General features: G+C 68.7%; 19 protein-coding genes and 1 riboswitch. Of the genes, 13 read left to right on the forward strand and 6 right to left on the reverse strand.

The window, feature by feature from the left end; all coding sequences use genetic code 11:
* The first annotated feature begins 6 nt into the window (after positions 1-6).
* The gene (locus tag V3596_RS18195; protein WP_334279222.1) at positions 7-2,160 is read left to right on the forward strand and encodes a heavy metal translocating P-type ATPase; all 2,154 of its coding nucleotides are present in this window, start codon (positions 7-9) and stop codon (positions 2,158-2,160) included.
* Here V3596_RS18195 and V3596_RS18200 read toward each other — a convergent pair.
* Positions 2,157-3,233 (reverse strand): ChaN family lipoprotein, encoded by a 1,077-nt coding sequence (locus V3596_RS18200; protein WP_334279223.1) that lies wholly within the window; start codon positions 3,231-3,233, stop codon positions 2,157-2,159. The two genes, V3596_RS18195 and V3596_RS18200, sit on opposite strands and share 4 nt — an antisense overlap.
* 119 nt (positions 3,234-3,352) lie before the next feature.
* Here V3596_RS18200 and V3596_RS18205 point away from each other — a divergent pair, with 119 nt between their 5' ends.
* Both V3596_RS18205 and V3596_RS18210 read left to right on the forward strand, forming a co-directional pair.
* On the forward strand, positions 3,353-3,913 hold the full coding sequence (locus V3596_RS18205; RefSeq protein WP_334279224.1) for an NADPH-dependent FMN reductase: 561 nt from the start codon (positions 3,353-3,355) through the stop codon (positions 3,911-3,913).
* Between the two features lies 1 nt (position 3,914).
* Entirely contained in the window at positions 3,915-4,817 is a 903-nt protein-coding gene (locus V3596_RS18210) for a pirin family protein (RefSeq protein ID WP_334279225.1), read from the forward strand.
* A 19-nt stretch (positions 4,818-4,836) separates the two neighbouring features.
* On the opposite strand, the gene V3596_RS18215 is transcribed toward V3596_RS18210, so the two are convergent.
* Positions 4,837-5,694, reverse strand: a complete 858-nt coding sequence (locus V3596_RS18215; RefSeq protein ID WP_334279226.1) for a pirin family protein — start codon at positions 5,692-5,694, stop codon at positions 4,837-4,839.
* Positions 5,695-5,725: 31 nt separating this feature from the next.
* Positions 5,726-6,349, reverse strand: a complete 624-nt coding sequence (locus V3596_RS18220; RefSeq protein ID WP_334279227.1) for an FMN-dependent NADH-azoreductase — start codon at positions 6,347-6,349, stop codon at positions 5,726-5,728.
* A 116-nt stretch (positions 6,350-6,465) separates the two neighbouring features.
* Between V3596_RS18220 and V3596_RS18225 the strand changes: the two genes are divergently transcribed.
* Positions 6,466-7,404 carry a LysR family transcriptional regulator gene (locus V3596_RS18225; protein WP_334279228.1) on the forward strand — a complete coding sequence of 313 codons (939 nt, stop codon included), beginning with the start codon at positions 6,466-6,468 and terminating at the stop codon, positions 7,402-7,404.
* Positions 7,405-7,441: 37 nt separating this feature from the next.
* Here V3596_RS18225 and V3596_RS18230 read toward each other — a convergent pair whose 3' ends face one another.
* Entirely contained in the window at positions 7,442-8,233 is a 792-nt protein-coding gene (locus tag V3596_RS18230; protein ID WP_334279229.1) for an energy transducer TonB, read from the reverse strand.
* 149 nt (positions 8,234-8,382) lie between these two features.
* Positions 8,383-8,504, forward strand: a riboswitch (TPP riboswitch).
* Positions 8,505-8,608: 104 nt separating this feature from the next.
* On the opposite strand from V3596_RS18230, the gene thiC reads away from it, so the two are divergent.
* The 5 genes from thiC to V3596_RS18255 are packed head-to-tail and all read left to right on the forward strand — an operon-like array spanning position 8,609 to position 14,127.
* Positions 8,609-10,477 carry a phosphomethylpyrimidine synthase ThiC gene (thiC, locus tag V3596_RS18235; RefSeq protein WP_334279230.1) on the forward strand — a complete coding sequence of 623 codons (1,869 nt, stop codon included), beginning with the start codon at positions 8,609-8,611 and terminating at the stop codon, positions 10,475-10,477.
* Positions 10,477-11,511 carry an FAD-dependent oxidoreductase gene (locus V3596_RS18240; protein ID WP_334279231.1) on the forward strand — a complete coding sequence of 345 codons (1,035 nt, stop codon included), beginning with the start codon at positions 10,477-10,479 and terminating at the stop codon, positions 11,509-11,511. The genes thiC and V3596_RS18240 overlap by 1 nt, the downstream gene beginning before the upstream one ends.
* Positions 11,508-11,732, forward strand: a complete 225-nt coding sequence (gene thiS / locus V3596_RS18245) for a sulfur carrier protein ThiS (protein ID WP_334279232.1) — start codon at positions 11,508-11,510, stop codon at positions 11,730-11,732. Before V3596_RS18240 ends, thiS begins: the two co-directional genes overlap by 4 nt.
* 2 nt (positions 11,733-11,734) lie before the next feature.
* Positions 11,735-12,544 (forward strand): thiazole synthase, encoded by an 810-nt coding sequence (locus V3596_RS18250; RefSeq protein WP_334279233.1) that lies wholly within the window; start codon positions 11,735-11,737, stop codon positions 12,542-12,544.
* Positions 12,541-14,127 carry a bifunctional hydroxymethylpyrimidine kinase/phosphomethylpyrimidine kinase gene (locus tag V3596_RS18255; RefSeq protein ID WP_334279234.1) on the forward strand — a complete coding sequence of 529 codons (1,587 nt, stop codon included), beginning with the start codon at positions 12,541-12,543 and terminating at the stop codon, positions 14,125-14,127. Before V3596_RS18250 ends, V3596_RS18255 begins: the two co-directional genes overlap by 4 nt.
* A 127-nt stretch (positions 14,128-14,254) precedes the next feature.
* Here the strand turns inward: V3596_RS18255 and V3596_RS18260 are convergent, their stop codons facing one another.
* Both V3596_RS18260 and V3596_RS18265 read right to left on the reverse strand, forming a co-directional pair.
* Entirely contained in the window at positions 14,255-15,472 is a 1,218-nt protein-coding gene (locus V3596_RS18260) for a sensor histidine kinase (protein ID WP_334279235.1), read from the reverse strand.
* Positions 15,462-16,787: a sigma-54-dependent transcriptional regulator gene (locus V3596_RS18265; RefSeq protein WP_334279236.1), complete on the reverse strand. Its 1,326-nt coding sequence runs from the start codon at positions 16,785-16,787 to the stop codon at positions 15,462-15,464. The genes V3596_RS18260 and V3596_RS18265 overlap by 11 nt, the downstream gene beginning before the upstream one ends.
* Positions 16,788-16,948: 161 nt before the next feature.
* On the opposite strand from V3596_RS18265, the gene V3596_RS18270 reads away from it, so the two are divergent.
* From V3596_RS18270 to V3596_RS18285, 4 genes are all read left to right on the forward strand, one after another.
* Positions 16,949-19,387 (forward strand): FtsX-like permease family protein, encoded by a 2,439-nt coding sequence (locus V3596_RS18270; protein ID WP_334279237.1) that lies wholly within the window; start codon positions 16,949-16,951, stop codon positions 19,385-19,387.
* Between the two features lie 8 nt (positions 19,388-19,395).
* Positions 19,396-20,688: an efflux RND transporter periplasmic adaptor subunit gene (locus V3596_RS18275; RefSeq protein WP_334279238.1), complete on the forward strand. Its 1,293-nt coding sequence runs from the start codon at positions 19,396-19,398 to the stop codon at positions 20,686-20,688.
* A 24-nt stretch (positions 20,689-20,712) separates the two neighbouring features.
* Positions 20,713-21,390, forward strand: a complete 678-nt coding sequence (locus V3596_RS18280) for an ABC transporter ATP-binding protein (RefSeq protein WP_334279239.1) — start codon at positions 20,713-20,715, stop codon at positions 21,388-21,390.
* Positions 21,391-21,523: 133 nt separating this feature from the next.
* On the forward strand, positions 21,524-23,746 hold the full coding sequence (locus V3596_RS18285) for an EAL domain-containing response regulator (protein WP_334279240.1): 2,223 nt from the start codon (positions 21,524-21,526) through the stop codon (positions 23,744-23,746).
* Positions 23,747-23,778: the final 32 nt, after the last annotated feature.

Raw genomic sequence — 23,778 nt, forward strand, 5'->3', positions numbered from 1 at the left:
ATCGCCATGAGCAGCCTTGACCCGAAGCAATGGACCCTGGCGATAGAGGGGATGACATGCGCCTCCTGCGTCGGCCGGGTCGAGCGTGCCTTGTTGAAGCTGCCCGGCGTCGAGGCCGCGAGCATCAATCTGGCCACCGAAACCGCCACGGTCCAGGCCCAGGCCGACGTGGCGCTACCGCAGTTGCTGGCGGCGGTGAGCAAGGCCGGCTACCAGGCGCGGCTCGATGAAGACTCGGTGGTACGCAAGCAGGATTGGCAGGCAAGCGGCTGGCCGGTCCTGATAGCCGCGCTGCTGAGCGCACCCCTCGTACTGCCGATGCTGGGCATGCTGGCGGGCGTGCACTGGATGATCGACGGCTGGTGGCAACTCGCCCTGGCCACGCCGGTGCAGTTCTGGCTGGGCGCCCGCTTCTACAAGGCCGGCTGGTCCGCGCTGCGCGCCGGCAGCGGCAATATGGACCTGCTGGTCGCACTCGGCACCAGCGCGGCCTTTGGCCTCAGCCTCTACCTGCTGCTCGGCGGCGAGCATCACAGCCTGTACTTCGAATCGGCCGCCGTCGTCATCACCCTGGTGCTCCTGGGCAAATGGCTGGAAGCCCGCGCCAAGCGCCAGACCACCGAGGCGATTCGCGCGCTGAAGAGCCTGCGCCCGGAAACCGCGCGCGTGCTGCGCGATGGCCAGGAGCAGACGCTGCCGATCAGCAAGCTGCGCCTTGGCGATGAAGTGCTGGTGCGGCCCGGTGAGCGCATCCCGGTCGATGGCCTGGTGCTGGAGGGCGACAGCCAGGTCGATGAGTCGCTGATCACCGGCGAGAGCTTGCCGGTGGCCAAGCATGCGCAGAGCCGCGTGGTGGGCGGCGCGATCAATGGCGAGGGTCAGCTCTTGCTGCGCACCACCGCGCTCGGCGCCGAATCGACGCTCTCTCGCATCGTGCGCCTCGTGGAATCGGCGCAGGCCGCCAAGGCCCCGATCCAGCGCCTGGTGGACCGGGTCAGCGCCATCTTCGTGCCGGTAGTGATTGCGCTGGCCTTGCTGGCGCTCGTCGGCTGGGGCCTGGCCACGGGCGACTGGCAGCAGGCCCTGCTCAATGCCGTGGCCGTGCTGGTGATCGCCTGCCCCTGTGCGCTGGGCCTGGCCACGCCCACCGCAATCATGGCCGGCACCGGCGTGGCAGCGCGGCATGGCATCCTGATCAAGGACGCCGAGGCTCTTGAACTGGCAGCGCATCTGGACACCGTGGCTTTCGACAAGACCGGCACCTTGACGGTCGGCCATCCGGCGCTCCTCGCCCTGGAGCCGGTGGCTGGCGAAGACCGGGAACAACTGCTGCGCTGGGCCGCGGCGCTGCAGGCTGGCAGCGAGCATCCGCTGGCCCGTGCGGTGCTGGATGCGGCCCAGGGACAGGCCTTGCCTGCCACGCGAAACCTGCGCGCCGTGCCGGGCCGTGGCGTGGCCGCCGACCTGCCTGAGCAAGACCTGACCCTGCATCTGGGCAGCGCCCGCTACATGGCGGAGCTGGGGCTGACGCTCGATGCCGCCCCGGCTGACGGCGCCACGCACTCGTGGCTGGCGACAACTTCACCGCAAGCCCGGTTGCTCGCCCGCCTGGCCTTTGCCGACACGCTCAAGCCCGGTGCGGCGGCGGCGCTTGCCCATCTGAAATCGCAAGGCGTCCACACCGTCATGCTCAGCGGCGACAACCAGGCCGCAGCAGAGGCGGTGGCAGCGCAGCTCGGCCTGCAGGAAGTGCGCGCCGAGGTGCTGCCCGAAGACAAGGCGCGCATCGTGGCTGAGCTGAAGGCCGGCGGCTCGCGCCGGGTCGCGATGGTCGGCGACGGCATCAACGACGCGCCCGCCCTTGCTGCCGCAGACGTAGGCATGGCCATGGCCACCGGCACCGACGTGGCCATGCAGGTGGCTGGCATCACCCTGATGCGCGGTGACCCGGCCCTGGTGCCCCAGGCGATTGCGCTCTCGCGCGCCACCGTCCGCAAGATCCACCAGAACCTGTTCTGGGCCTTTGCCTACAACGTGGTCGGGATTCCGTTGGCCGCCTTCGGCCTCCTGAATCCGGTGATCGCCGGTGGTGCGATGGCGCTGTCCAGCGTTTGCGTGGTGAGCAACGCGCTCTTGTTGAAGCGCTGGAAGCCGGCTTAAGACTTCGGCGCCGCAGCTGGTGCGGATGCCGGTGCGTACTTGCAGGCATTGGCCGTCCGTTTGGCCATGACCTTGCGCACCCAGGCGCTCTGGTCCTCGCCCGGTGCGAAAGACTCCGGATTCGGATAGACCAGCTGCAGCACGGTGCCCTCCTTCAGCGCCGCACCGGCAAAGGACGGCAGCTTGGGGTCCGTCACCTCGACCGGGTCGATCACGGCGATCTTCAGCTGGGGCAGGCGCCGCTGCAGCCGCTCGGCCGTGCCCAGGAAGGCAGCGGAATGGAAGTTGCCGTTCAGGTGCAGCACCTTGGCGCCAGGCTTCTTCTGCAAAGCCTCGGCAATTGCTTCGGCCATGGTTTCGTCGCGCGCCACCTGGGCCGCGAAGCTGCGCTCGGCACGCGCCTTGGCTGCCTCTGACATCGCAGCGCCGCCGCCATGAGTGGCCGCGCCGGACTGGAACTTCATGTACTTGTCGCGGTAGGCGCCCGGGCCTGTGTCGAGCTCGCGAGCCACCCAGCTGCGCTCTTCGGGCGTGAAGCGCTCCAGTACCGCCAGGCCTTGCTGGCCGATGCAGGAGATCGCCCAGGTTGGTGCTTCAGCCGCTATCACCGGCAGGCCGCGCTCCTTGGCGAACTGCACCAGCGGCCGGTAGGAGGGGCGGTAGTTGTCCCAGGCGCGGCCGTCGTCCACCAAGGCGTTCTCGCCCAGCTTGCCAGCCAGGTAGCCATCCAGCACTGGCTGCACATCGCGCTCGAATTGCTCCAGCGAAACAATCATGGCCGGATGCCGGGCATGCAGGGCACGCAACAGGCGCTGCTGCTGCAGATGAATGCCCGGATGGCGATGGCTCTCACCGAAGAAGATCACGTCATAGCCAGCGAGTCGCCGGGCCAGCTCGTCCATGTCCAGCAAGCTGGGTTCGGCGCGTCCAGCGTCGCTCCAGACGAAAGCGGTGTCGTAGAAGTCTTGCAGCGGCTGTTGCAGCCGGTAGGCCTGCTCGCCCTGCTTGTCCAGTCGCTGAGGCGCTTCGGCGGCAAAGGCGGTGCAGCTCAGGGCGGCCAGCAAGGCCAGCATGGGCGATCTGCAGACTTGTTTTTTCATGCGTTTTCCAATCGGCTCCGATATGCGATTCCAACACAGCGCAGCTGCCGATAATCGCGCAAGCCCCACCGCTCGAACGAGGATCGCCCGCCATGAGCCTGAACCTGATCGCCCTGTCCGGCAGCCTGCGCGCCGGCTCCTACAACACGGCCCTCTTGCACACTGCAGCCACGCTTTGCCCCGAGGGCGTGACGCTCGATGTGCGCACGCTGCATGGCATTCCACTCTACGACGCCGATGTGGAAGCGCAAGGCGTGCCCGAAGCGGTGACGACACTGCGCGAAGCGATCAAGGCAGCGGACGGCCTGCTGATCTGCACGCCCGAGTACAACAACTCCATCCCCGGCGTCTTGAAGAACGGCCTGGACTGGCTTTCGCGCCCGCCGGCTGAGGGCAAGTTCTTTGCCGGCAAGCCCGTGGCCATGATGGGCGCCAGCCAGGGCGGCTTCGGCACCATCCAGTCGCAGGATGCCCTGCTCAGCGTGATGCGCGCCTTTGCGGTGGACTTCTGGATGGGCGGCCGCTTGCTGGTGTCACGAGCGCAGAACCTGGTCGACGCCCAGGGGCAGTTGACCGACGAAGCGCTGCGCGAACAGATGCGCGGTTTCCTCAAGGGCTTTGCGGCGCATGTGCAGCGCAACAAGGGAGGCTGACATGGCCCAGCTCGAACTGCTCGATGCCCACATGGGCAATGTCGGCGGCCTGCCGATCCGGCGGGCACTGCCCACCGCGGCGCGGCGCCGTGTCGGCGCCTGGTGCTTTCTCGACCATGCCGGGCCGGCCGATCTTCAGGCGCCGATGCGGGTCGGCCCGCATCCGCACACCGGCCTGCAGACCTTCAGCTGGCTGATCGAGGGCGAAATCCTGCATCGCGACAGCTTGGGGCACGAGCAGATTCTGCGGCCCGGCCAGGTCAACCTGATGACGGCCGGAAGCGGCATCTGCCACTCGGAAGAATCGCTGTCGCCCCGGCTGCAGCTGGCCCAGCTCTGGATCGCACTGCCCGATGCCGTGCGGCACTGCGCGCCGGCCTTCGAGCATTTCCCGCGCCTGCCGCAGTGGAGCGAAAGCGGCTTCCACCTGACCCTGCTGGTCGGCCATTGCGACAGCGCGAAGGAAGGCCACCATCAGTCGCCCGTACCCACCCACACGCCCTTGCTGGGCATCGACCTGGCCTGCAAGGCGGCGGCGCGCCTGCAGTTGCCACTGCAGCGCGGCTTCGAGCATGGCCTGATGGTGCTGGAGGGCCGGCTGGAGGTACAGATCGACGGCCAGCAAGAATGGCTGGAGCCTGGCCGCCTGCTCTATGTGCCACCGGGCGGGAGCCAGTTGCTGCTGCGCAGCGAGGGCGCCGCACGCGTCTTGCTGCTGGGCGGTGAGCCGCTGGATGAGCCGGTGCTGCTGTGGTGGAACTTCGTCGGTCGCAGCAACGAGGAAATGCGCCAATGGGCCGATGGATGGAACACCGGCGTCGGCCCCTTTGGCGAAGTGCGCGGCTACGACGGCGACCGGCTGATCGCACCCGACGCCAGCGCCCTGCGCCTGCGCGGCGGCTGAATCCGCCGCGCCTGGCGGGTCAGGCCAGCCGGCCTTCCTGGAAGTCACGCACCGCCTGCATCAGCTCGGCCTGCGTGTTCATCACGAAGGGGCCGTACTGCGCAATCGGCTCGTTCAAGGGCTTGCCGGCAATCAGGATCGCGCGGGTCGGCTCCTCACCCGCCTGCACCACGATGCCGTCGCTGCCCGCCACATTGGCCAGGATTGCCATGCGCTGCTGCGGCACGTTCACCTCGCCGATCTTCAGGCCGCCCCGGTACACGTAGACAAAGGCATTGTGCGTGGCCGGCAGCGCCTGCTCAAAGCGGGCGCCCGCGGGCAGGTGCAGGTCCAGGTAGAGCGGCTCGGTGTGGTCGCGTTGCACCGCGCCGGCCAGGCCGTGGCTCTCGCCCGCGATCACGCGCACCTGCACGCCCTCATCGGTGCGAAGCTCAGGAATCTCGGCGGTCGGAATGTCGCGATACCAGGGGTCACGCATCTTGTCCCGGCCGGGCAGGTTCAGCCAGAGCTGGAAGCCTTCCATGCGGCCTTCCTGCTGCTCGGGCAGCTCGGAATGGATCACGCCACGGCCGGCCGTCATCCACTGCACGCCGCCCGGGCCCAGCAAGCCTTCGTTGCCGGCCGAGTCGCGGTGGCGCATGCGGCCTTCCAGCATGTAGGTGATGGTCTCGAAGCCGCGGTGCGGATGGTCGGGGAAGCCGGCGATGTAGTCGTCGGCCTTGTCCGAGCCAAAGGCATCGAGCATCAGGAAGGGATCCAGCCGGCGCTGCAGTTGATTCGTGAGCACACGGGTCAGCTTCACACCGGCGCCATCGCTGGTGGGCTGGCCTGCGATCAGGCGCTCCACAGGGCGGGCTCGGGTGACGGTTGCAGACATGATGAATCTCCTTCTTGAGTCGTTCCGTTGATTAGACCGTAGTGGTTTCAGTGAGTGCGGCGATCTGCGCACGCGCGCTGGCGATGCCGGCGGCCTCGGCTTCGGGGCCCATGTTCAGGCCTTCGGCGAAGACGAATTCCACGTCCGTCAAGCCCAGGAAGGCCAGCACGGTGCGCAGATAAGGCGTCACGCCGTCGGTCGGCAGGTCACGGTGCACGCCGCCTCGGGTCGACACCACATAAACCTTCTTGTTCTTCAGGAGGCCGACAGGGCCGGTCGCGGTATAGCTGAAGGTGACGCCGGCGCGGGCAATCGCATCGATCCAGTTCTTCAGTTGCGAGCTGACGCCGAAATTGATCATGGGAGCGCCAATCACGATGGCGTCGGCGGCCTGCACTTCGGCGATCAGCGCGTCGTTCAGGGCCACGCGGGCCTGCTGCTCGGGGCTGCGGGCGTCGGCCGGCGTGAACAGGGCGCCCAGGGCGGCCTCGTCCATCGGGGGCAGCGGCGTGGCCGCCAGTTCATGCACGGCCAGCGAACCGTGGCTGTTCGAGGCCCGCAGGGCGGCGGTGATTTCGTCGGCCAGACGGGTGGACCAGGAGCCCTGACCGTCTTGAACTCGGCGGGCGCTGGAGTTGATTTGCAGAATGTTCATGGTGAGCTCCTTGTGGGGTTGATTCGTCGTGTTGCTTGACGATGGAGTCACTTTATTGGGAACATTGACGGCACAGAAGACGCCAAATTGCACTTAACTGTTCCACAGGTAGAACAATGAGCCTCGATGCCGATGACCTCTTGATGTTTGCCCGTGTGATGGAAGCCGGCAGCTTCAGCCGCGCTGCCGAGCGCCTGAGCCTGCCCAAATCCACCGTTTCGCGCCGCATTGCCGCGCTGGAGCAGCGCCTGGGCGAAAAGCTGCTGCAGCGCAGCACCCGGCGCCTGGTGCTGACCGAGTTCGGGCAAGGCGTGCTGGAACATGCGCGCGCCCTGGCCGCCGAGGTAGACCAGGCCCTGGCCCTGGCCCTGCATCGCCAGCAAAAGCCCACAGGCCGGCTGCGCGTGAGCATGCCGGCGGACTTCGCGCTGCAGGCGCTCTCCGAGATGCTGACCCGGTTCACGCTGGACTATCCGGAGGTGCAGCTGGAGCTCGACCTCTCGCCGCGCCGTGTAGACCTGATTGCCGAGGGCTTCGATATCGCCGTGCGCATGGGCGCCCTGGGTGAAGACAGTCAGCTCGCCGCGCGACGCCTGGCAACGATGACCAACGGCCTCTATGCCTCGCCCGACTATCTGCGCCGCAACGGCGAGCCGCTGCGGCCCGAGGCGCTGGAGAGCATGCACGGCCTGATGATCCTGAACCGCCACGGCGAAGCCATGCCCTGGGAGCTGCGGCGCGGCGAGCCGGTGCAGGAGCAATGGCGAAGCGTGCCGACACAGCGAACGCTGGTGAACGCGCCCGACATGCTGCTCAAGCTGGCGGTTGCCGGCGTTGGCATCACCGCGGTGGGCGACCACTACGCGCGGCCCGCGGTCAGCGCCGGCCAGCTGGTGCGCATCCTGCCGGACTGGTGCCTGGCGCCCGCGGACTGCTGGGCAGTCTTTCCCGAGCGCCGGCTGATGCCCTTGCGCTCGCGGCTCTTCATCGAGGCGATGGCCACGGCGCTGTCTGGCTGCAGCGCTCCGGTGGTCCCGCCGGCCAGAGCAGCCTGACTGAAGGTCCGGCTCCTGAACCCCGCCTATTCGCCGCTTATTCGCCGGTGCTGAAGCCGATCTCCACCGTCGCCTCACGGGCGTGGGAGACAGGCTCGAAGCGCCACTGATTCACTGCCTCCAGCGCCGCCACCGACATCTTGCGATGCGAGGTCTTCAAGGCTTCGGCATTGCGCACCGAACCGTCAGGCTGGACCGTGAAGCGCACCAACACGGTTCCAGAGCTGACCATGTTCACCAGCTGACGCGGGAACTCCGGCGCCACGCGATGCAGGAGGCGCAGCTCAGGCTCCACGGGGGCGGCCGCTTCCGTTGCGGTTGCGGTTGCGGTTGCGGTTGCGGTTGCGGTTGCGGTTGCGGTTGCGGTTACGGTTACGGTTGCGGTTGCGGCCGCGGGTGCCGGTGCCGGTGCCGGTGCCGGCTCCGAACGCGGCGCGGCCAGCGCGACCTGGGCTGGCGGCTCGATCTCACGCGACGTGACGGTGGAATTGTCAGAGGCAGCCACGAGCGAGAAGCCTTGCGGAGCAGGCTCAGCGGCCGCTTCGGCCGCAGCCACAGGTTTGCCGGCCGGCTTGGGTGCTGCAGCCGCTACCACCTTCGCGGCAGGCTTGGGCGCCGCTGCCGCAACCGGTTTCGCAGGCGCCTTGTCGGCACTCATCCGTATCCAGTGGAAGACCTTGTCGGCGTCGCGCTTGGCGCGCTCTTCGGGCGTTAGCACCGGCTTGGGCGTATTGCCGACGACAACCGGTGTTGCGTTCTGTGCGAGCACAGAGCCACACAAGGCCAAAGCCAGGCCCAGTCCCGTCCCCCAACGAATGCAGCTCTTCATGGCAACCCTCCTCTTCTGATGGGCAGCACCGCTTGTGGCGATGCCTTGCGCCAGCAATCTAACCAGGCCTGCCATCCCCTGCTTGCGGGTTTTTGCGGAGCCGTGCTTTGCGAGCGTGAAGTCCTGCGCGGACTGCGTGGCTATACTCGCCGCTCGCTCCGGGGGGCCCTGCTGTCAAGTCGACAGCGTCGGGCTGAGATGTGGCCAAAGCCACGGACCCGCTGAACTTGATCCGGCCAGTACCGGCGTAAGAAGAGCTTGACCGACCCTGTCACCTGCGCCCCCCTGCCGCCGGTGGGTCGTCACCAGCCCTAACGCCATAAAGGCCAGCCCAGGGCAGACCTCCGGAGTCCAACAAAGACCTCCGGAGACGCCATGAGCGACAAGCCCACATTCGCCGAGCTGCTGCAGCGCAGCCGCACGCCGCTGCCCGCATCGACCAAGACCTGGCTGCAGGGCCAGCGCTTCCCCGCGCTGCGCGTGCCGCAGCGGAGAATATCGCTGACGAACGGCGAACAGGTCTGCGTCTACGACGCCTCCGGCCCCTACACGGACCCTGCGGTCGACATCGACGTGCGCCGCGGCCTGCCCGCACCGCGTGCCGCCTGGGTGGCGGCGCGTGGCGACACCGAGACCTACCAAGGCCGGTGCATCGCCCTGCAGGACGATGGTCTGCGCGAGGCCTCGCAGCAGCAGGCCCTGCGCGCCGGCACCGATGCGCTGCAGCGCCAGCCGCGTCGCGCCGTCAGCGGCAGGAACGTGAGCCAGATGCACTACGCGCGGCGCGGCATCATCACCGCTGAGATGGAGTTCGTCGCGATCCGCGAGAACCAGAGGCTCGAATGGATGCGCGAATATGAACAGGACACCGAGCGCGAGATGCGCCTGCGCGGTGACTCGCGCGGTGCCTCGATTCCCGCCCTCATCACGCCTGAGTTCGTGCGCGACGAGATCGCCCGCGGCCGCGCCATCATCCCGGCCAACATCAATCACCCCGAGCTGGAACCCATGGCCATAGGCCGCAACTTCCTGGTCAAGGTGAACGCCAACATCGGCAACTCGGCGCTGGGTTCCAGCATCGAGGAAGAGGTGGAGAAGCTGGTCTGGGCCACGCGCTGGGGCGCAGACACGGTGATGGACCTCAGCACCGGCAAGAACATCCACACCACGCGCGACTGGATACTGCGCAACGCCTCCGTGCCCATCGGCACCGTGCCGATCTACCAGGCGCTGGAGAAGGTCGGCGGCGTGGCCGAGGAACTGAACTGGGCGATCTTCCGTGACACCCTGATCGAACAGGCCGAGCAAGGCGTGGACTATTTCACCATCCATGCCGGCCTGCGACTGGCCCATGTGCCGCTGACCGCGCGCCGCCGCACCGGCATCGTCTCGCGCGGCGGTTCCATCATGGCCAAGTGGTGCATCGCCCATCACCGCGAGAACTTCCTGCTCACGCACTTCGAGGAGATCTGCGAAATCATGCAGGCCTATGACATCAGCTTCTCGCTGGGCGACGGCCTGCGCCCGGGCTCGCTGGCCGATGCCAACGACGAGGCCCAGTTCGCCGAGCTGCGCACGCTGGGTGAACTCACCAAGGTCGCGCGGAAGCACGAGGTGCAAACCATGGTCGAAGGCCCCGGCCATGTGCCCATGCACCTGATCCAGGCGAACATGGACGAGCAGCTCAAGCATTGCGACGAGGCCCCGTTCTACACGCTGGGCCCGCTGACCACCGACATTGCGCCCGGCTACGACCACATCACCAGCGGCATCGGTGCGGCCCTGATCGGCTGGTTCGGCTGCGCCATGCTTTGCTACGTCACCCCCAAGGAGCACCTGGGCCTGCCGGACCGCGACGATGTGAAACAGGGCTTGATGGCCTACCGAATAGCGGCCCACGCGGCCGATCTGGCCAAGGGCCACCCCGGCGCGCGGGCCCGCGACGACGCGCTCTCCAAGGCTCGCTTCGAGTTCCGCTGGGAAGACCAGTTCAACCTAGCCCTCGACCCCGACACCGCGCGCGCCTTCCATGATGAGACCCTGCCCAAGGACAGCGCCAAGCTTGCGCATTTCTGCTCCATGTGCGGGCCGAAGTTCTGCTCGATGAAGATCACGCAGGAGGTGCGCGAGTACAGCCAAAGCATCGCCAGAAGCACGGTCGAAGGCATGGCGCAGAAGAGCGCCGAGTTCCGCGCCCAGGGCAGCAAGCTCTACATCCCAATCACCGTCAGCGCGAGCGCCTGATGGCCCGCATCGCCATCGCCGGCGCCGGCCTGGTCGGGCGCCTGTTTTCATGGGCGCTGGTGCGCGCCGGCCATCAGGTCGAGGTCTTTGATGCCTCGTCCGGGCCTGCGCCTGAGGGGCCGCAGCGCGCCGCGGCTTTCAGCGCCGCGGGTCTGCTGAGCCCGCTGGCAGAGCAGGACAGCGGTGCCGATACGTCCATGGTGGCAGCCGGCTGGCGCTCGCTGCAGCTGTGGCCGCGCATCTGCGCGCGCTTGCCTGTGCAGGTGCACTTGCGGCGCGAAGGCAGCTTGCTGCTGGCACACCGGGGTGATCTCGGCGCGGCACGGCGGGTCTTGCAGCATGTGGTCGGCGCGGTGGCGCTGGACGAGACTGCCCTGCGTGACCTCGAGCCGGCCTTGGCACCGGGCCTGCTGGCCTGGAAGCTGGAGGGTGAGGGCTTCATCGACCCACCCGCCGCCATGGCGGCACTGCACCAGGGCGCCGCGGCGGCGAACTGGCACTGGAATCAGCCGGTTGGAAAAGTACTGCCGCACCGCCTGCTGCTGGCCGATGGTCACGAGATCGAGGCCGACTGGGCCATCGATTGCCGCGGCCTCGGTGCGCGGCCCGCCCTGCCCTTGCGCGGCGTTCGAGGCGAGATCCTGACCCTGAGCCTCGCCGGCCACGGCTTGCGACGCCCGCTGCGGCTCCTGCATCCGCGGCATCGGCTCTATCTCGTGCCGCGCGACGAGGCCACCCTGGTGCTGGGCGCCAGCGAAATCGAGAGCGAAGACTTGAGCCCCGTGTGCTTGCGCACGGCGGTGGAGCTGATGGCTGCGGCCCACAGCCTGATGCCCTCGCTGGCCGAGGCGCGCATCGCCAAACTGGATGTCAACCTGAGGCCGGCGCTGCCCGATCATCGTCCCGAGGTACAGTTTGCGCCTGGCCAGTTGAGTATCAACGGCCTGTATCGCCACGGATTCCTGATGGGACCGGCGCTGGTGCAAGAGCTGCTCATGAGAAGCGGGCTCGGCACCTTGGAGGAGAAAGAGTGAGCACGAGCAAGGAACTGCACATCGAGATTCGTCTCGATGAGGCGCGGCTGCGCCTGGGCGCCGGCACCACATTGGCCGGTTTGATCGAGCATCTGGGCCGCGCGCCCACGGCCGTGGCCACGGCGCGCAACGGGGAATTCATCCCGCGCGCTGCTCGCCATCACACGGTCCTGAAGAACGGCGACCAGGTGCTGCTCTTCAAACCCATCGTCGGAGGCTGAGCATGGCCTTCAAAGACCCCCTGACCATCGCCGGCGTCACGCTGGACAGCCGCCTGCTGCTCGGCACCGCCGGCTACCCGAGCCCGGCCCTCCTGAGCGAGGCGATCGAGGCTTCGGGCAGCCAGTTGCTGACACTGGGCCTCAAGCGCACCGTGCAAAGCGGCGACAACGGCTTTGTCGAGCTCGCCCTGCAAACCGCCCGGGCCCGGGGCGCGCACCTCCTGCCCAATACCGCCGGCTGTCACACGGCCAGCGAGGCGGTGCAACTGGCCTGCATGGCGCGCGAGCTCTATGGCACGGCCTGGGTAAAGCTCGAGGTCATCGGCGATGCCCACACCCTGCAGCCCGACCCCTTCGAGTTGCTGGAAGCAGCGCGCAGCCTGGTGAACCTGGGCTTCACGGTTCTGCCCTATTGCACCGAAGACCTCGTGCTGTGCCGGCGCCTGCTCGACGCGGGCTGCGCCGTGCTGATGCCCTGGGGCGCGCCGATCGGCTCGGGCCAGGGCCTCTTGAATTTGCCGGGCCTGCGCACGCTGCGCGAGCGGCTGCCCGAAGCAACCCTCATCATCGACGCCGGCCTCGGCGCTCCTTCGCAAGCCGCACAGGCGCTGGAGCTTGGCTTCGATGCCGTGCTCCTGAATTCAGCGGTTTCTCAGGCCCGAAATCCTGCAGCAATGGCGGGCGCCTTTGCAGAGGCGGTGCGCGCAGGTCGCGCCGCATTCCGCGCCGGCCTGATGGCGCCGCAGGATTTCGCCAGGGCTTCTACGCCGGTGAGCGGCCATGCCTTCCTGCTCGGGGAGGCCGCGCGATGACCTGGCAGAAGGAAGCTCAACCGCCCATCATCTGGAGCATTGCAGGCAGCGACTCCGGCGGCGGCGCCGGCCTCACTGCCGACAGCCGAGCTGCCAAGGCCATGGGCGTGCATCTGTGCCCGGTGGTCGCGGCTGTGACCGCGCAGAACTCGTTCGGCGTCAGCGCCATCTGCCCGCTGCCGGTGGCGCAGATCGAGGCCCAGATCGAGGCCTTGGCGTCCGACATGTGGCCGGCTGCCATCAAGACCGGCCTGCTGGGTTCGGCCGCCGCGGTGCAAGCGGTCGCCGACACCCTGGACCGCTTGCGCAGCGACGCGCCCGCGCTGGCCCTGGTCATTGACCCGGTGCTAGGAGCCAGCGCAGGGGGCTTGAGCTTTGCCAATGCGGCCGTGCTGCAAGCCATGCGCGAGCAGTTGCTGCCCCGGGCCACCCTGATCACACCCAATCGGCAGGAGGCCGAGCGCCTGCTGGCGCTGCCGCCGCTCACGCACAGCGTGCCCGAGCTGGCCGCCAAGCTGCGCCAGGCCGGCGCCCGCGCGGTCTGCATCACCGGGGGCGACGACCTGGGCACGCCTGCGGGCAAGGACCTGGCACTGGACTACCTGGACAGCGAGCTCGCCTCGGGCTGGCTGGCCAGCCCGCGCCTGCCCTCGCGAAACCATCATGGCACCGGCTGCACATTTGCCACCGGCGCGGCGGCCGCGCTGGCTCGCGGCTTCGCGCTGCCTGATGCGGTGCTGCTGGCCAAGATGCTGACCTGGTGCGCGCTGCGCGATGGCCATGCTGCCGGCCGCGGCGCCGGCCCGGTACGCGCCCGACCGGCCTTCGTGCTGGACCCCGCCGCCATGCCCGTGATGAGCTTCGGCCCTGAACTCGACCCCATGGCTGCGGCGCGCTGGACGCATGTGCTGCGCCAGCCGAGCGAGCCGGCCGAGCTCGGGCTCTATGCCCTGTGCGAGAGCGCCCAGCGCGTGGGCCAGCTGGCCGCCATCGGCCTGCCGCAAGTGCAGTTGCGCATCAAGCATCCGGCCGGCGAAGAGGCCTTGTCCGCAGAGATCAAGGCCGCCTTGCAGGCCGTGGAGGGCAGCAACACGCGGCTCTGGATCAACGACCACTGGCGCATCGCCGTGCTCTCGGGCGCCCGGCACCTGCACCTGGGCCAGGAAGACTGGGCCGCGCTGCGTCCGGACGAGCAGGGCTGGCTGCTGGACAGCGGCGTGGCCCTGGGTCTGTCAAGTCACAGCCTTTGGGAGCTGGCGCGGGCGCGCGGCCTGGCGCCGGCCTATATCGCCTGCGGCCCGGTGTGGCCCACCACCACCAAAGACATGCCCTGGCAGCCGCAGGGCACCGGCAACCTGGCCTGGTGGTCGTCGATGGCCGGCCGGCCGGTGGTCGCCATTGGCGGCGTGCTCACGGCCTCGCAGACGCGCGATTGCGCCGCGGCCGGTGCCTCGGGCGTGGCCCTGGTGCGCGGGCTCGATGCGGCGCTGGCCGACCTGGACGAATTCCGCAACGCCTGGGTCAGCGGCCGGATCCTGGCGCGCGCCGCACAACGGCCACCGCAACCCAGCCTGGCTGAATGACACACATGCCGGCAGCACCGTGACGCGCAGCCGGCAGCTGGCGTTCTGCCGCGGTTGGGGCGCTCCCGGCAGGCCCAGAAATGCAGGCCCACGCCATTGCGCATGATCACGCCATGGACGCCCTGCTTCAGAAACTCAGGACAAACAGGCCCCCACCGCCCAGCGGCCGCAGGCAACGTACCGTTCCGCCCATGCCATGAACGAGGTTGCGCACCACTGCCAGGCCGATGCCGGAACCGCCGGGGCGGGCGCTGAAGAAGGGCAGGAAGATGTCGGTCTCCAGGCCTGGCGGCACCCCGGGGCCGTTGTCGAGCACGCTGATCTGCAGGCGGCCGCCGCGCACCTGGCGTGCCTGCAGCTGCAGGCGCGGTGCGGCCTGGGTCGCCGTGGCGTCGGCAGCGTTCTTGATCAGGTTCAGGAGTGCCTGCTCCAGCTGGCCGGGATCGGCCCTGAGGCTCAGGGTCGGCTCATCGAGCTCGAATGTGGCCGTGCCGCCCCGTGCTCGCCAGCTCTCGCCGACCAGCGCGTCCAGCCGGTCCAGCAGCGCGCGCAAGGGCACCACCTCCAGGCGCGGCTCGGGCCAGTCGCTGACCTGGCGGTAGTCGGCAACGAAGCGCGCCAAGGCCTCGGCACGGCGAGCCACGGCTTCGAGCGCCAATGTCAGGTCCGGATCGGGCTGCTCCGACTCGGCCACCAGCTCCTGCGCGGTGCGCGACAGCGAGGCGATCGGCGTCAGCGAGTTCATGATCTCGTGGGTCAGCACATGCACAAGCTGGCGCCAGGCCCGCAAGGTCTCGGCTTCTAGTTCGCTCTCCACCGGCATCAGCGCGAGCAGCCGGGTCTGCGTGCCGGCCAGGTTGAGTGCACTGCCGGCCAGCAGCCAGCGCTCGCTGCCGCGTTCGGTGGCGATGCTCAAGAGCTCATGGGCAGCGCCACTCTCAGCGGCCGCCAGCCGGGCGAGCAGCTCACTGCGATCCACGGCGCCACCCGGTGCAATCAAGCGATGCGCCCGCGCATTCAGCGGCTGAACGCCAGCGCCAGCTGTGTGCGTCCACAAGGCCACCGGCGCCTGCGCCAGCTGGCTCTCGATCAGGCCCAGGCGCTGGGACAGCTGCTCGGCCTCGCTGGCGAAAGCCGGCTGCACGACGAGAGGCGATGCACCCGCGCGCAGGCCGGCCAGGCCGCGCCAGGCCAACAACAGTGCGGCCAATGCAAAAACGCCTGCCACGGCCAGCACGCGCGGCGAATCCAGACAGCGCGCCGCCAGGGCAGCGGCCAGCATCAAGACCAGGCCGGCGAGCACCACCTGGCCGCGGCGCCAGCGGGTCATGCGACTAGAGGCCATGCTTCTCCATCCGGCGATAGAGGGCAGCCCGGCTCAGGCCGAGCAAGCGCGCGGCCTGGCTGATGTTGCCCTGGGCCTCGCGCAAGGCCTCGTCCAGTGCAGCGCGTTCGCGCTCGTTCAGCGAGGCCATGCGCGGGCCGGCATCGGCCGCCGTCGGCGGGCTCTGCAAGCAGAAGTCGCCCGGCTCGAAGCGAGCACCGGTGGCAAGAATCACCGCGCGCTCGCAGGCATGGCGAAGCGCACGGACATTGCCATGCCAGTCGTGGCGCTGCAGTGCATCGACTGCCGCATCCGACAAGGAGCGCGGCGGCTTGTCGTACTGAGCCGCGTATTTTCCGAGGTAGTGATTGACGATCAGCGCGATATCGTCGCGCCGCTCGCGCAGCGGCGGCACCCGCAGCACGATGGTGTTGAGCCGGTACAGCAGGTCGGGCCGGAAGCGCTGCGCGTCGAAGAGGTCCTGCTCGCTGAGATTGGTGGCACTGACCACGCGCACGTCGATGGCCTCGGCCCGGTCGGCACCCAGTGCCGTGACCTCGCGGCGCTCCAGCGCGGTCAGCAGCTTGGCCTGGTGCTGCAGGGGCAGGTTGCCGATCTCGTCCAGGAAGATCGTGCCGCCCTGCGCCGCCTGGAAGCGGCCCAGGCGGTCTGAGCGCGCATCGGTGAAGCTGCCGCGGCGGTGGCCGAAAAGCTCGCTTTCCATCGTCGTTTCGGGCAGCGCACCGAGGTCCACGGCCAGAAAGGCCTGGCCGGCGCGCTTGGATCGCGCATGGATCTCCTGCGCCACCAGTTCCTTGCCCGAGCCCATTTCGCCCAGCACCAGCACATTCGCCTCGGTGGGCGCAACGCTGGCGATCAGGGCGCGCAGCTCGCGCATCGCCACCGATTCACCAAGCAGCAGCGATCCGCTCGACGCTGCCACGCGCGGCTGCCGGCTGGCCAGCGCCGCGTTCACGGTGGCCACGAGCTTCTGGTTGTCCCAGGGCTTGGTGATGAAGTCGAAGGCGCCGAGCTTCAAGGCCTGTACGGCCAGGTCGATCTCGGCATAGGCCGTCATCATGACCACGGCCGGCGCGTCAACGCGGCTGAGCGCCTGGCGCAAAAGGCGCAGTCCCTCCTCGCCATCGGAGCGGCCGGGCGTGAAGTTCATGTCCAGCAGGAGCACATCGGCCGGGCCGCGCTCCAGCTGCGGCAGCAGCTCGGCCGGGCGGGTGAGCAATTCGACGCTGCCAAAGCGGCGCCGCAAGAGCAGGCGCGCCGCGGTGCCCACGTCGGGGTCGTCGTCGAGCACGAGGATGCGGGCGGCTTCAGTCATCGGAGCGCGACCATATCAGGGGTGGCGACATGGCGGCAATCGACTGTCCGGATCCGGACAGTCGCCCTTGTCCGGCGGCGGACAGTCGACGCCCATGCGCCGCCCAAGTGCTTGATTCATGGGGCGCCATTCCTTGGCCCGGGACTTGCAATGAAGCGCCCATGAACATCCATCCTCATTCCCTGGCCCGGCACTTGCGCGTGGGCTGGCGCCAACTGGTCAGTGACCCGGGCTATGCCGCCATCGTCGTGGTCGGGCTGGCCGTGGCGATTGCCATGGCCGTGCTGGCCAGCGCCTTCGTGCGCGACAAGCTCTGGACCGATGCTGCCCTGCCCGGCGCAGACCGGCTGATCAGCTTCGAATGGCGGGTGCGCGGTCCAGGCGGCAAGCAGACCGAATGGTTCGACTCGGTGCCGGCCGGCGCGCTGGCGCAAGGGTTGAAGGACAGCAAGGCGCCGGTGGAGGCCCTGGCGCGCGCGTACCAGGTGCAGGTCGGCTTGCGCGTCGGGGCCCGTGCGGCGCAGGTGCAGGCACTGCTGAGCGACCCTGCACTGGCCGAGATCTTCCCGCTGAAGCCGCTGGCCGGTGACCTGAAAGCGGCGCTCAGCAACCCTGAAGGCCTGGCGCTGACGGTGGCCGGCGCCGAGCGCCTCTTCGGCGACAGCCAGGCCGCGCTGGGCAAGCAGGTGCAGGTCTACGGCCTGGGGCCCGAGGGTGCCTACAAGATCAGCCTGACCGTCCAGGCCCTGCTGCCGACACCCAGCCGCAACAGCATGCTGGGCGACTATGAGCTCGTCGCCGGCTTCGGCTCGCCGCCGGCCAAGTCGGCGCAAGAACAGATGCGCAGCTGGTGGTGGGGCAATGCCTCGCTGTTCGCCCGCCTCGCGCCCGGCGCCACCGCCACCGAACTGGCCGAGCGCGCACAGGCGATGCACGACGCGCAACCGCTGCCGCCCCAGATGCCGGCCGACTTCCTGGCGGGCGGCGGCAAGGCGGCCTATTTCCGCGCCACCCTCTTCAGCGACTACGGTTGGCAGGGAGCCGGCAGCCCGCAGCGGCGCCTGCAGATGCTCAGCTTCGGCGTTGCCGCCTTCGCGGCCCTGCTGCTGGCGGCGATCAACTTCGTCAACCTCTCGAGCGTTCGCACGCTGCGGCGCCAGCGCGAAGTGGGCCTGCGCAAATCGCTCGGCGCGAGCGCCTCGCAACTGCTCGTCCAGTTCCTGTGCGAGGCCCTGCTGGTGGCCGTACTGGCCGGTGCACTGGGCCTGCTGCTGGCCTGGTGGGCCGCGCCGGTTTTCGAGTCCCTGATGCAGCACCATTTCGACACCGCGCTGCTCGGCCCGGCCACCGTGGCGGGCACCTTTGTGCTTTGCCTGCTGCTGGGCTTGCTGACCGGCGCGCCGCTGGCCGGCATCGCCATGCGCCTGCCTTGCGCGGCTTCGCTGGCCGGGCGCCAGCACAGCGAAGGCCGCGCCGGCCGCTGGCTGCGCCGTGCCCTGACACTGCTGCAGTTTGCCGCTGCGGCGGCACTGGCGGCACTGGCATGCACCGTGCTCTGGCAGAACGAGCATGCGGGCAGCCGCGACCTGGGCATCCAGGTCGAGGACCGGCTGGCCTTCGACCTGCCTTTCGGTCGCGGCCCTGCCGAGCAGCCCGCCCTGCTGCAGCGGCTGAAGCAATTGCCAGGCGTGCAGGCCGTGACCAGCAGCCGTGATGTGCCAGGCCGCAACTTCAGCAGCAACTTCAGCGAGTTCAGCGGCCCCAAGGGCCCGGTGAGCATGCGCGTGGGCAACGAGATCGGGCCGGGCTTCTTCGACTTCTATGGCGCGCGCCTGCTGGCCGGCCGTCTCTCGACGGATCACCTGGCTGAGACGGACAAGGCCCTGGTCCTGGAGCGCTCGGCCGCGCTGGCGCTCGGCTTCGCCAGCCCTCAGGACGCGATCGGCCAGACGCTCAAGGGCGGCCAGTTCAACGAGAGCCGGGACCGGCAGGTCGTTGCCGTGGTCGAGGACATCCATCTGGAGAGCACCCGCGAAGCGCACCAGCCGACGCTGTTCGAGCCGACCAGCAAGCCCTTGAACGCCATCAGCCTGCGCACCAGCGATGCCGCGGCCACACGCGCCGCGCTGAAGCCGCTGCTGCAGCAATGGGTGGACGACGAAACGATAGAAGTCATGACCGTGGCCCAGCAGCTCGCGCGCCAATACGCAGAAGACCGGCGCCTGGGCTGGCTGATTGCCACGGCGGCGGGCGTGGCGCTCCTGATGGCCTGCATCGGCATCTACGCCCTGGCGACCTACACCCTGCGCTTGCGCACCCGCGAGATCGTCTTGCGCAAGCTCCATGGTGCCGGCCACCGCGCCGTGCTCCTGCTCCTGATGCGTGACTTCGGCGCCGTGGTGGCAGCAGGCTGCCTGCTGGGCCTGCCCATCGCCTGGTGGGTGGGCCAGCTCTACCTGGGCCAGTTTGTGGCGCGGGCGCCGTTGGGACTCTGGCCACTGGTATTCGCTGCCGGGCTGCTGGCCGTGTTGACCACGCTGGCCACGGCACGACAGCTGCGCGCTGCCTTCGCCTTGCGTCCTTCGCTGGCACTTCAATAGGCGTGGTCATGAGCGCCAGCCCCCTTCCTCAAACGCCCAACAGCGGCGCGGCCATGGACCGGCAGCGGCCAGCCAAGCCGCGCTGGCCCCGGCGGGCCGTCATTGGCGCAGGCGCGGCAGCGCTGCTGGGCCTGCTGCTCTGGCAGGCGCCTTCGCTGCTCTCGCTGGGCGCGCCGGTGCGGCTGTCCGACGTGGACCTGAGCACGGTGGCTGCCGGCCAGTTCCGCGATGACCTTGTCAGCCGCGCCACTGTGGCGCCCTTGCAATCGGTGCTGCTCGATTCGGTCGAGGACGGCCGCGTCGAGGCGGTGCTCGTCCACGATGGCGCCGCCGTGACCCGCGGGCAACTGATGTTCCGCCTCTCCAGCCCTCAGCGCGAGCAGGAGCTGCTGGCGCGCTCGTCCGAGGTGGCGCAGCAGCTGGCCAATCTCTCCAGCCTGCGCTCGCAATGGGTGGCGGCCCAGGCCGCGCAGCGTCGCGCCTTGACGCAGGCCGAGTTCGAGCTGGCCACGGCCCGCCGCAACAACAGCCGCACGGTGGAGCTCGCGAAGTCGGGCTTCATCTCGCCCTCGGCCTTGCAGGACTCGATCGAGCTGTTGGCCCAGCAGCAGCGCCTGCTCGACCAGCTGCGGGCCGATGGCGCTGCCGAGCTGGCCACGCGCGAGCAATCGCTGCGCGAGATGGAACGCGCAGTACAAGGCCTGGAGAAGCGGCTGCAATCGCAGCGAGCCTCCACCGACGCATTGAGCGTGCGCGCGCCCGCCGATGGCCGGCTGACCGGCTTCAGCCTGCAGGTCGGCGAGACCGTGCGCCCCGGCGCCCATCTCGGCCGCATCGACAGCGCGGCGCAATTCAAGCTGGTCACCAAGGTGGATGAGTTCCATCTCGGCCGTGTCGCCACCGGTCAGCGCGCCACGGCCGAGATCGGCGGCCAGCGGCATCAGCTGAGCGTTGCCCGCATCGACCCGCAAGTGAAGGAGGGGCGCTTCAGCGTCGAGCTGGCCTTCGATGCAGCACCGCCTGCGCTGCAGGTGGGCCAGAGCCTGGACTGCCGGCTCACGCTGGGCGCCGCCAGCGCCGCGTTGCTGCTCGGCGAAGGCCCCTTCCTGGCCGACAGCGGCGGCGCCTGGGTCTTCGTGCTCGATGCCAGCGGCCGCGAGGCGCAGCGGCGCAAGGTGCGCCTCGGCCGGCGCGCTGCCGGCCTGATCGAGGTACTCGACGGCCTGCAGCCCGGCGAGCGCGTCATCACCTCCAGCTACCGCCCCTTTCTCCAGGCCGCTTCGCTGCGCCTGCAACCCTGATTCAAGACAAGAAAGAAGACAGCCATGTTCAAGATCCGCAACCTCTCCAAGACCTATCAGGCGGGCGAAGTCGAGACCACCGCGCTGGACCGCATCCATCTGGACATCGAGACCGGCGAGTACCTGGCCATCACCGGGCCGTCGGGCTGCGGCAAGTCCACGCTCTTGGGCATCCTCGGCCTGCTCGATGCGGCCAGCAGCGGCGAGTACTGGTTCGAGGGCGAGAACGTGGCCGGCTGGAGCGAAGCCCAGCTCTCCCGCCTGCGCCGCGGCCGCATCGGCTTTGTGTTCCAGAGCTTCAACCTGATCGACGAGCTGAGCGTGGCCGAGAACATCGCCCTGGCGCTGGAGTACGGCGACCTGCCGGCGCGCGAGCAGCGCAAGCGCGTGGACGAGGCGATGGCTCGCCTGGGCCTCAGCCATCGCGCCAGCCATCGGCCCTCGCAGCTCTCCGGCGGTCAGCAGCAGCGCGTGGCCATTGCGCGCGCCATCGTGGCCCGCCCCGCCCTTTTGCTGGCCGACGAGCCCACCGGCAACCTCGACAGCCTGCACGGCGAGGAAGTGATGCGCATCCTGCGCGAGCTCAACAACGAAGGCACGACACTGGTGATGGTGACGCACTCGGAAGCGCATGCCGCCCAGGCCTCGCGCACGCTGCGCCTGCTGGACGGGCGCATCCTCGTGGACGCCATGGCGGCATGAGTGTGAGCCCCTCGTCAGCGCGGGCCGGCTTGGGGCGGCCCGGCGCTCGGCCCGGTAGCCCGTGAGGCACAACTCGGGTGATTGACAGCGGCCTGTGCTTGGGCAAACTGGGCTCTCCAGAAGGAGCGCGCCCATGGCCGACGACGATCGGATCGACCTGATCGAGGACACGGAAGAAGATGAAGCCGGCCAGGCACGGGCTGCTCCGCTGCCTTGGCGCATCTTGGTCGTGGACGACGACGAGGAAGTACACGAGGCCACCCGTTACTCCCTGCGCCGCATCGAAATCCTTGGCCGTCCCCTGCAGCTGGTCCACACGCACTCCGGCGTCGAAACCCGGGCGCTCCTGGCGCACGACCGCGACTTCGCCCTGGTGCTGCTGGACGTGGTGATGGAAAGCCAGCAGGCCGGCCTGCAGCTGGTACAGCACATCCGCGAGCACTGCGGCATGACCGAGTGCCGAATCATCCTGCGCACCGGCCAGCCGGGCTTTGCGCCGGAACTGCCCATCATCGACGCCTATGACATCAACGACTACCGCACCAAGTCGGAGCTGACCCACACGCGCCTGATCACGGCGGCCACGGCGGCACTGCGCTCCTTCGAGCAGATCCGCACCATCGCAGAGAGCCGTCGCGGCCTGGAGCTGATCGTCCGTTCAGCGGCCGACCTGATGGAGCGGCATGCGATGTACAGCTTCGCCGAAGGCGTGCTCACCCAGCTTGCTGCCTTGCTGGGCTTGCCCAAGGAAGGCATCGTCTGCGCACACCGGGGCCGCCCCGAGCACGGGGAGGATGCGGACAGCTTCTATGTGATCAGCGCTGCCGGGCGCCTGGCCGACTACGCCTCCCGGCCGCTTGAAGAGCTGGGCGAGGCACATATCCGGACGGCAGTCACCGAATGCCTGAGCAGTCGCCAGCACCAGTTCTCAAGCGATGCCACCGTGCTCTATGTCTCGGCAGGCGAGCAGGAGGCGGCCGTGTACCTGCAGACCAGCCGGGAGCTGGCCCTGCTGGACCGCCAGCTGGTGGAAGTCTTCGCCACCAACATCTCGGCCTACTTCGGCAACCTGCACCTGATCGGTGAACTGAACAAGCTGGCCTTCTACGACAAGCTGACCGGCCTGCCCAACCGCCTGCAATTCCTGCGGGACGTGGACGCATTGACCGACAGGGCCGGCCACGTCTTGCTCTTGCTGGACGTGCAGCGCTTCGCCGAGCTGAACAACGGCCTGGGCCATGAAGTCGGCAATGCCTTGCTGAGGGCCGTGGCAGCCCGCCTGGGCGAGGAGTTTGAAGAGCAGGTCAAGCTCGCACGGCTGGGCAGCGATGTCTTCGCCCTGCTGGGGCCGGCGACCCTGGTCAATGCAGAGCGCGTGAAGCAGCTGATGGAGGCGCCGCTGGCCGCCGGCGAGCACCGCCTGCCCGTGGCTGTGACCCAGGCCTGGTACTCGCTGGACGAGCACGAGGGCGATGGCCAGGCTGCGCTGCGCCGCGCCAATATTGCGCTGGAAGTGGCCAAGGCGGGCCTGGGCCGGGGCGGCCTGCCCTTCAAGATTGCGATGGAGGCCGGCGTGCAGACGCGGCTGGCCCTCTTGCGCCGGCTGCGCGGCGACTTCTCCGCGCGCAAGCTCGAGGTCTGGTATCAGCCGCAGGTGCTGCTCGCCACAGACAGGATGATCGGCATGGAAGCACTCCTGCGCTGGCCCGACGGCGAAGGTGGCATGGTGCAGTCTCCCGATGTCTTCATCGCCCTGGCCGAACAGGCCGGCCTGATTGAGGAAATCGGCGCCTGGGCACTGGAACAGGCGGTGAACGACTGGACCGAGCTGCAAGGCCTGGCCAATGCGCCGCCGCGGGTCAGCGTCAATGTCAGCGTTCTGCAGTTCCGCAGCTCGCAATTGACCGAGCTGGTACGCGAGCTGATAGACCGCCACGACATGCCGGCCGGCGCATTGGAGCTGGAGGTGACCGAAAGCGTGGCCATGGACGACCCCCAATTGGTGGTCGAAGGCCTGCAGGCGTTGCATGCCGTGGGTGCGCGCGTGGCGATGGATGATTTCGGTACCGGCTATTCATCGCTGTCGCAATTGCAGACGTTGCCGATTGATTGCCTGAAGGTGGACCGCGCCTTTGTCTGCCAGATCGGTGAGCCTCAAGGCGACGCCTATGCCGAGACCGTGATCAACCTCGGCCAGAGCATAGGCATGGAGATCGTGGCCGAAGGCGTCGAGACTGAGGCCCAGGCAAACTTTCTGCGCAACAAGGGTTGCGACGTGGCGCAGGGCTGGCGCTATGCCAAGGCCATGCCGATGCACGAGCTGAGAGCCTGGATGGCGCGACAGACGATGCATTGAGGCCGGGTGTGTTGCCGGCGGGCCGGCTGAAG

This window comes from Roseateles microcysteis (assembly GCF_036880965.1).
Taxonomy (GTDB): Bacteria; Pseudomonadota; Gammaproteobacteria; order Burkholderiales; family Burkholderiaceae_C; genus JAUASW01.

What these genes read in the sequence shown, in the direction of transcription:
- V3596_RS18250 (WP_334279233.1), top strand. Translation starts at nt 11,735, where the DNA reads ATGGCCTTCAAAGACCCCCTGACCATCGCCGGCGTCACGCTGGACAGC.
- thiC (WP_334279230.1), top strand. Translation starts at nt 8,609, where the DNA reads ATGAGCGACAAGCCCACATTCGCCGAGCTGCTGCAGCGCAGCCGCACG.
- V3596_RS18220 (WP_334279227.1), bottom strand. Translation starts at nt 6,349, where the DNA reads ATGAACATTCTGCAAATCAACTCCAGCGCCCGCCGAGTTCAAGACGGT.
- V3596_RS18215 (WP_334279226.1), bottom strand. Translation starts at nt 5,694, where the DNA reads ATGTCTGCAACCGTCACCCGAGCCCGCCCTGTGGAGCGCCTGATCGCA.
- V3596_RS18230 (WP_334279229.1), bottom strand. Translation starts at nt 8,233, where the DNA reads ATGAAGAGCTGCATTCGTTGGGGGACGGGACTGGGCCTGGCTTTGGCC.
- V3596_RS18265 (WP_334279236.1), bottom strand. Translation starts at nt 16,787, where the DNA reads ATGACTGAAGCCGCCCGCATCCTCGTGCTCGACGACGACCCCGACGTG.
- V3596_RS18285 (WP_334279240.1), top strand. Translation starts at nt 21,524, where the DNA reads ATGGCCGACGACGATCGGATCGACCTGATCGAGGACACGGAAGAAGAT.
- V3596_RS18195 (WP_334279222.1), top strand. Translation starts at nt 7, where the DNA reads ATGAGCAGCCTTGACCCGAAGCAATGGACCCTGGCGATAGAGGGGATG.
- V3596_RS18205 (WP_334279224.1), top strand. Translation starts at nt 3,353, where the DNA reads ATGAGCCTGAACCTGATCGCCCTGTCCGGCAGCCTGCGCGCCGGCTCC.
- V3596_RS18225 (WP_334279228.1), top strand. Translation starts at nt 6,466, where the DNA reads ATGAGCCTCGATGCCGATGACCTCTTGATGTTTGCCCGTGTGATGGAA.
- V3596_RS18240 (WP_334279231.1), top strand. Translation starts at nt 10,477, where the DNA reads ATGGCCCGCATCGCCATCGCCGGCGCCGGCCTGGTCGGGCGCCTGTTT.
- V3596_RS18260 (WP_334279235.1), bottom strand. Translation starts at nt 15,472, where the DNA reads ATGGCCTCTAGTCGCATGACCCGCTGGCGCCGCGGCCAGGTGGTGCTC.
- V3596_RS18210 (WP_334279225.1), top strand. Translation starts at nt 3,915, where the DNA reads ATGGCCCAGCTCGAACTGCTCGATGCCCACATGGGCAATGTCGGCGGC.
- V3596_RS18255 (WP_334279234.1), top strand. Translation starts at nt 12,541, where the DNA reads ATGACCTGGCAGAAGGAAGCTCAACCGCCCATCATCTGGAGCATTGCA.
- V3596_RS18270 (WP_334279237.1), top strand. Translation starts at nt 16,949, where the DNA reads ATGAACATCCATCCTCATTCCCTGGCCCGGCACTTGCGCGTGGGCTGG.
- V3596_RS18280 (WP_334279239.1), top strand. Translation starts at nt 20,713, where the DNA reads ATGTTCAAGATCCGCAACCTCTCCAAGACCTATCAGGCGGGCGAAGTC.
- V3596_RS18200 (WP_334279223.1), bottom strand. Translation starts at nt 3,233, where the DNA reads ATGCTGGCCTTGCTGGCCGCCCTGAGCTGCACCGCCTTTGCCGCCGAA.
- V3596_RS18275 (WP_334279238.1), top strand. Translation starts at nt 19,396, where the DNA reads ATGAGCGCCAGCCCCCTTCCTCAAACGCCCAACAGCGGCGCGGCCATG.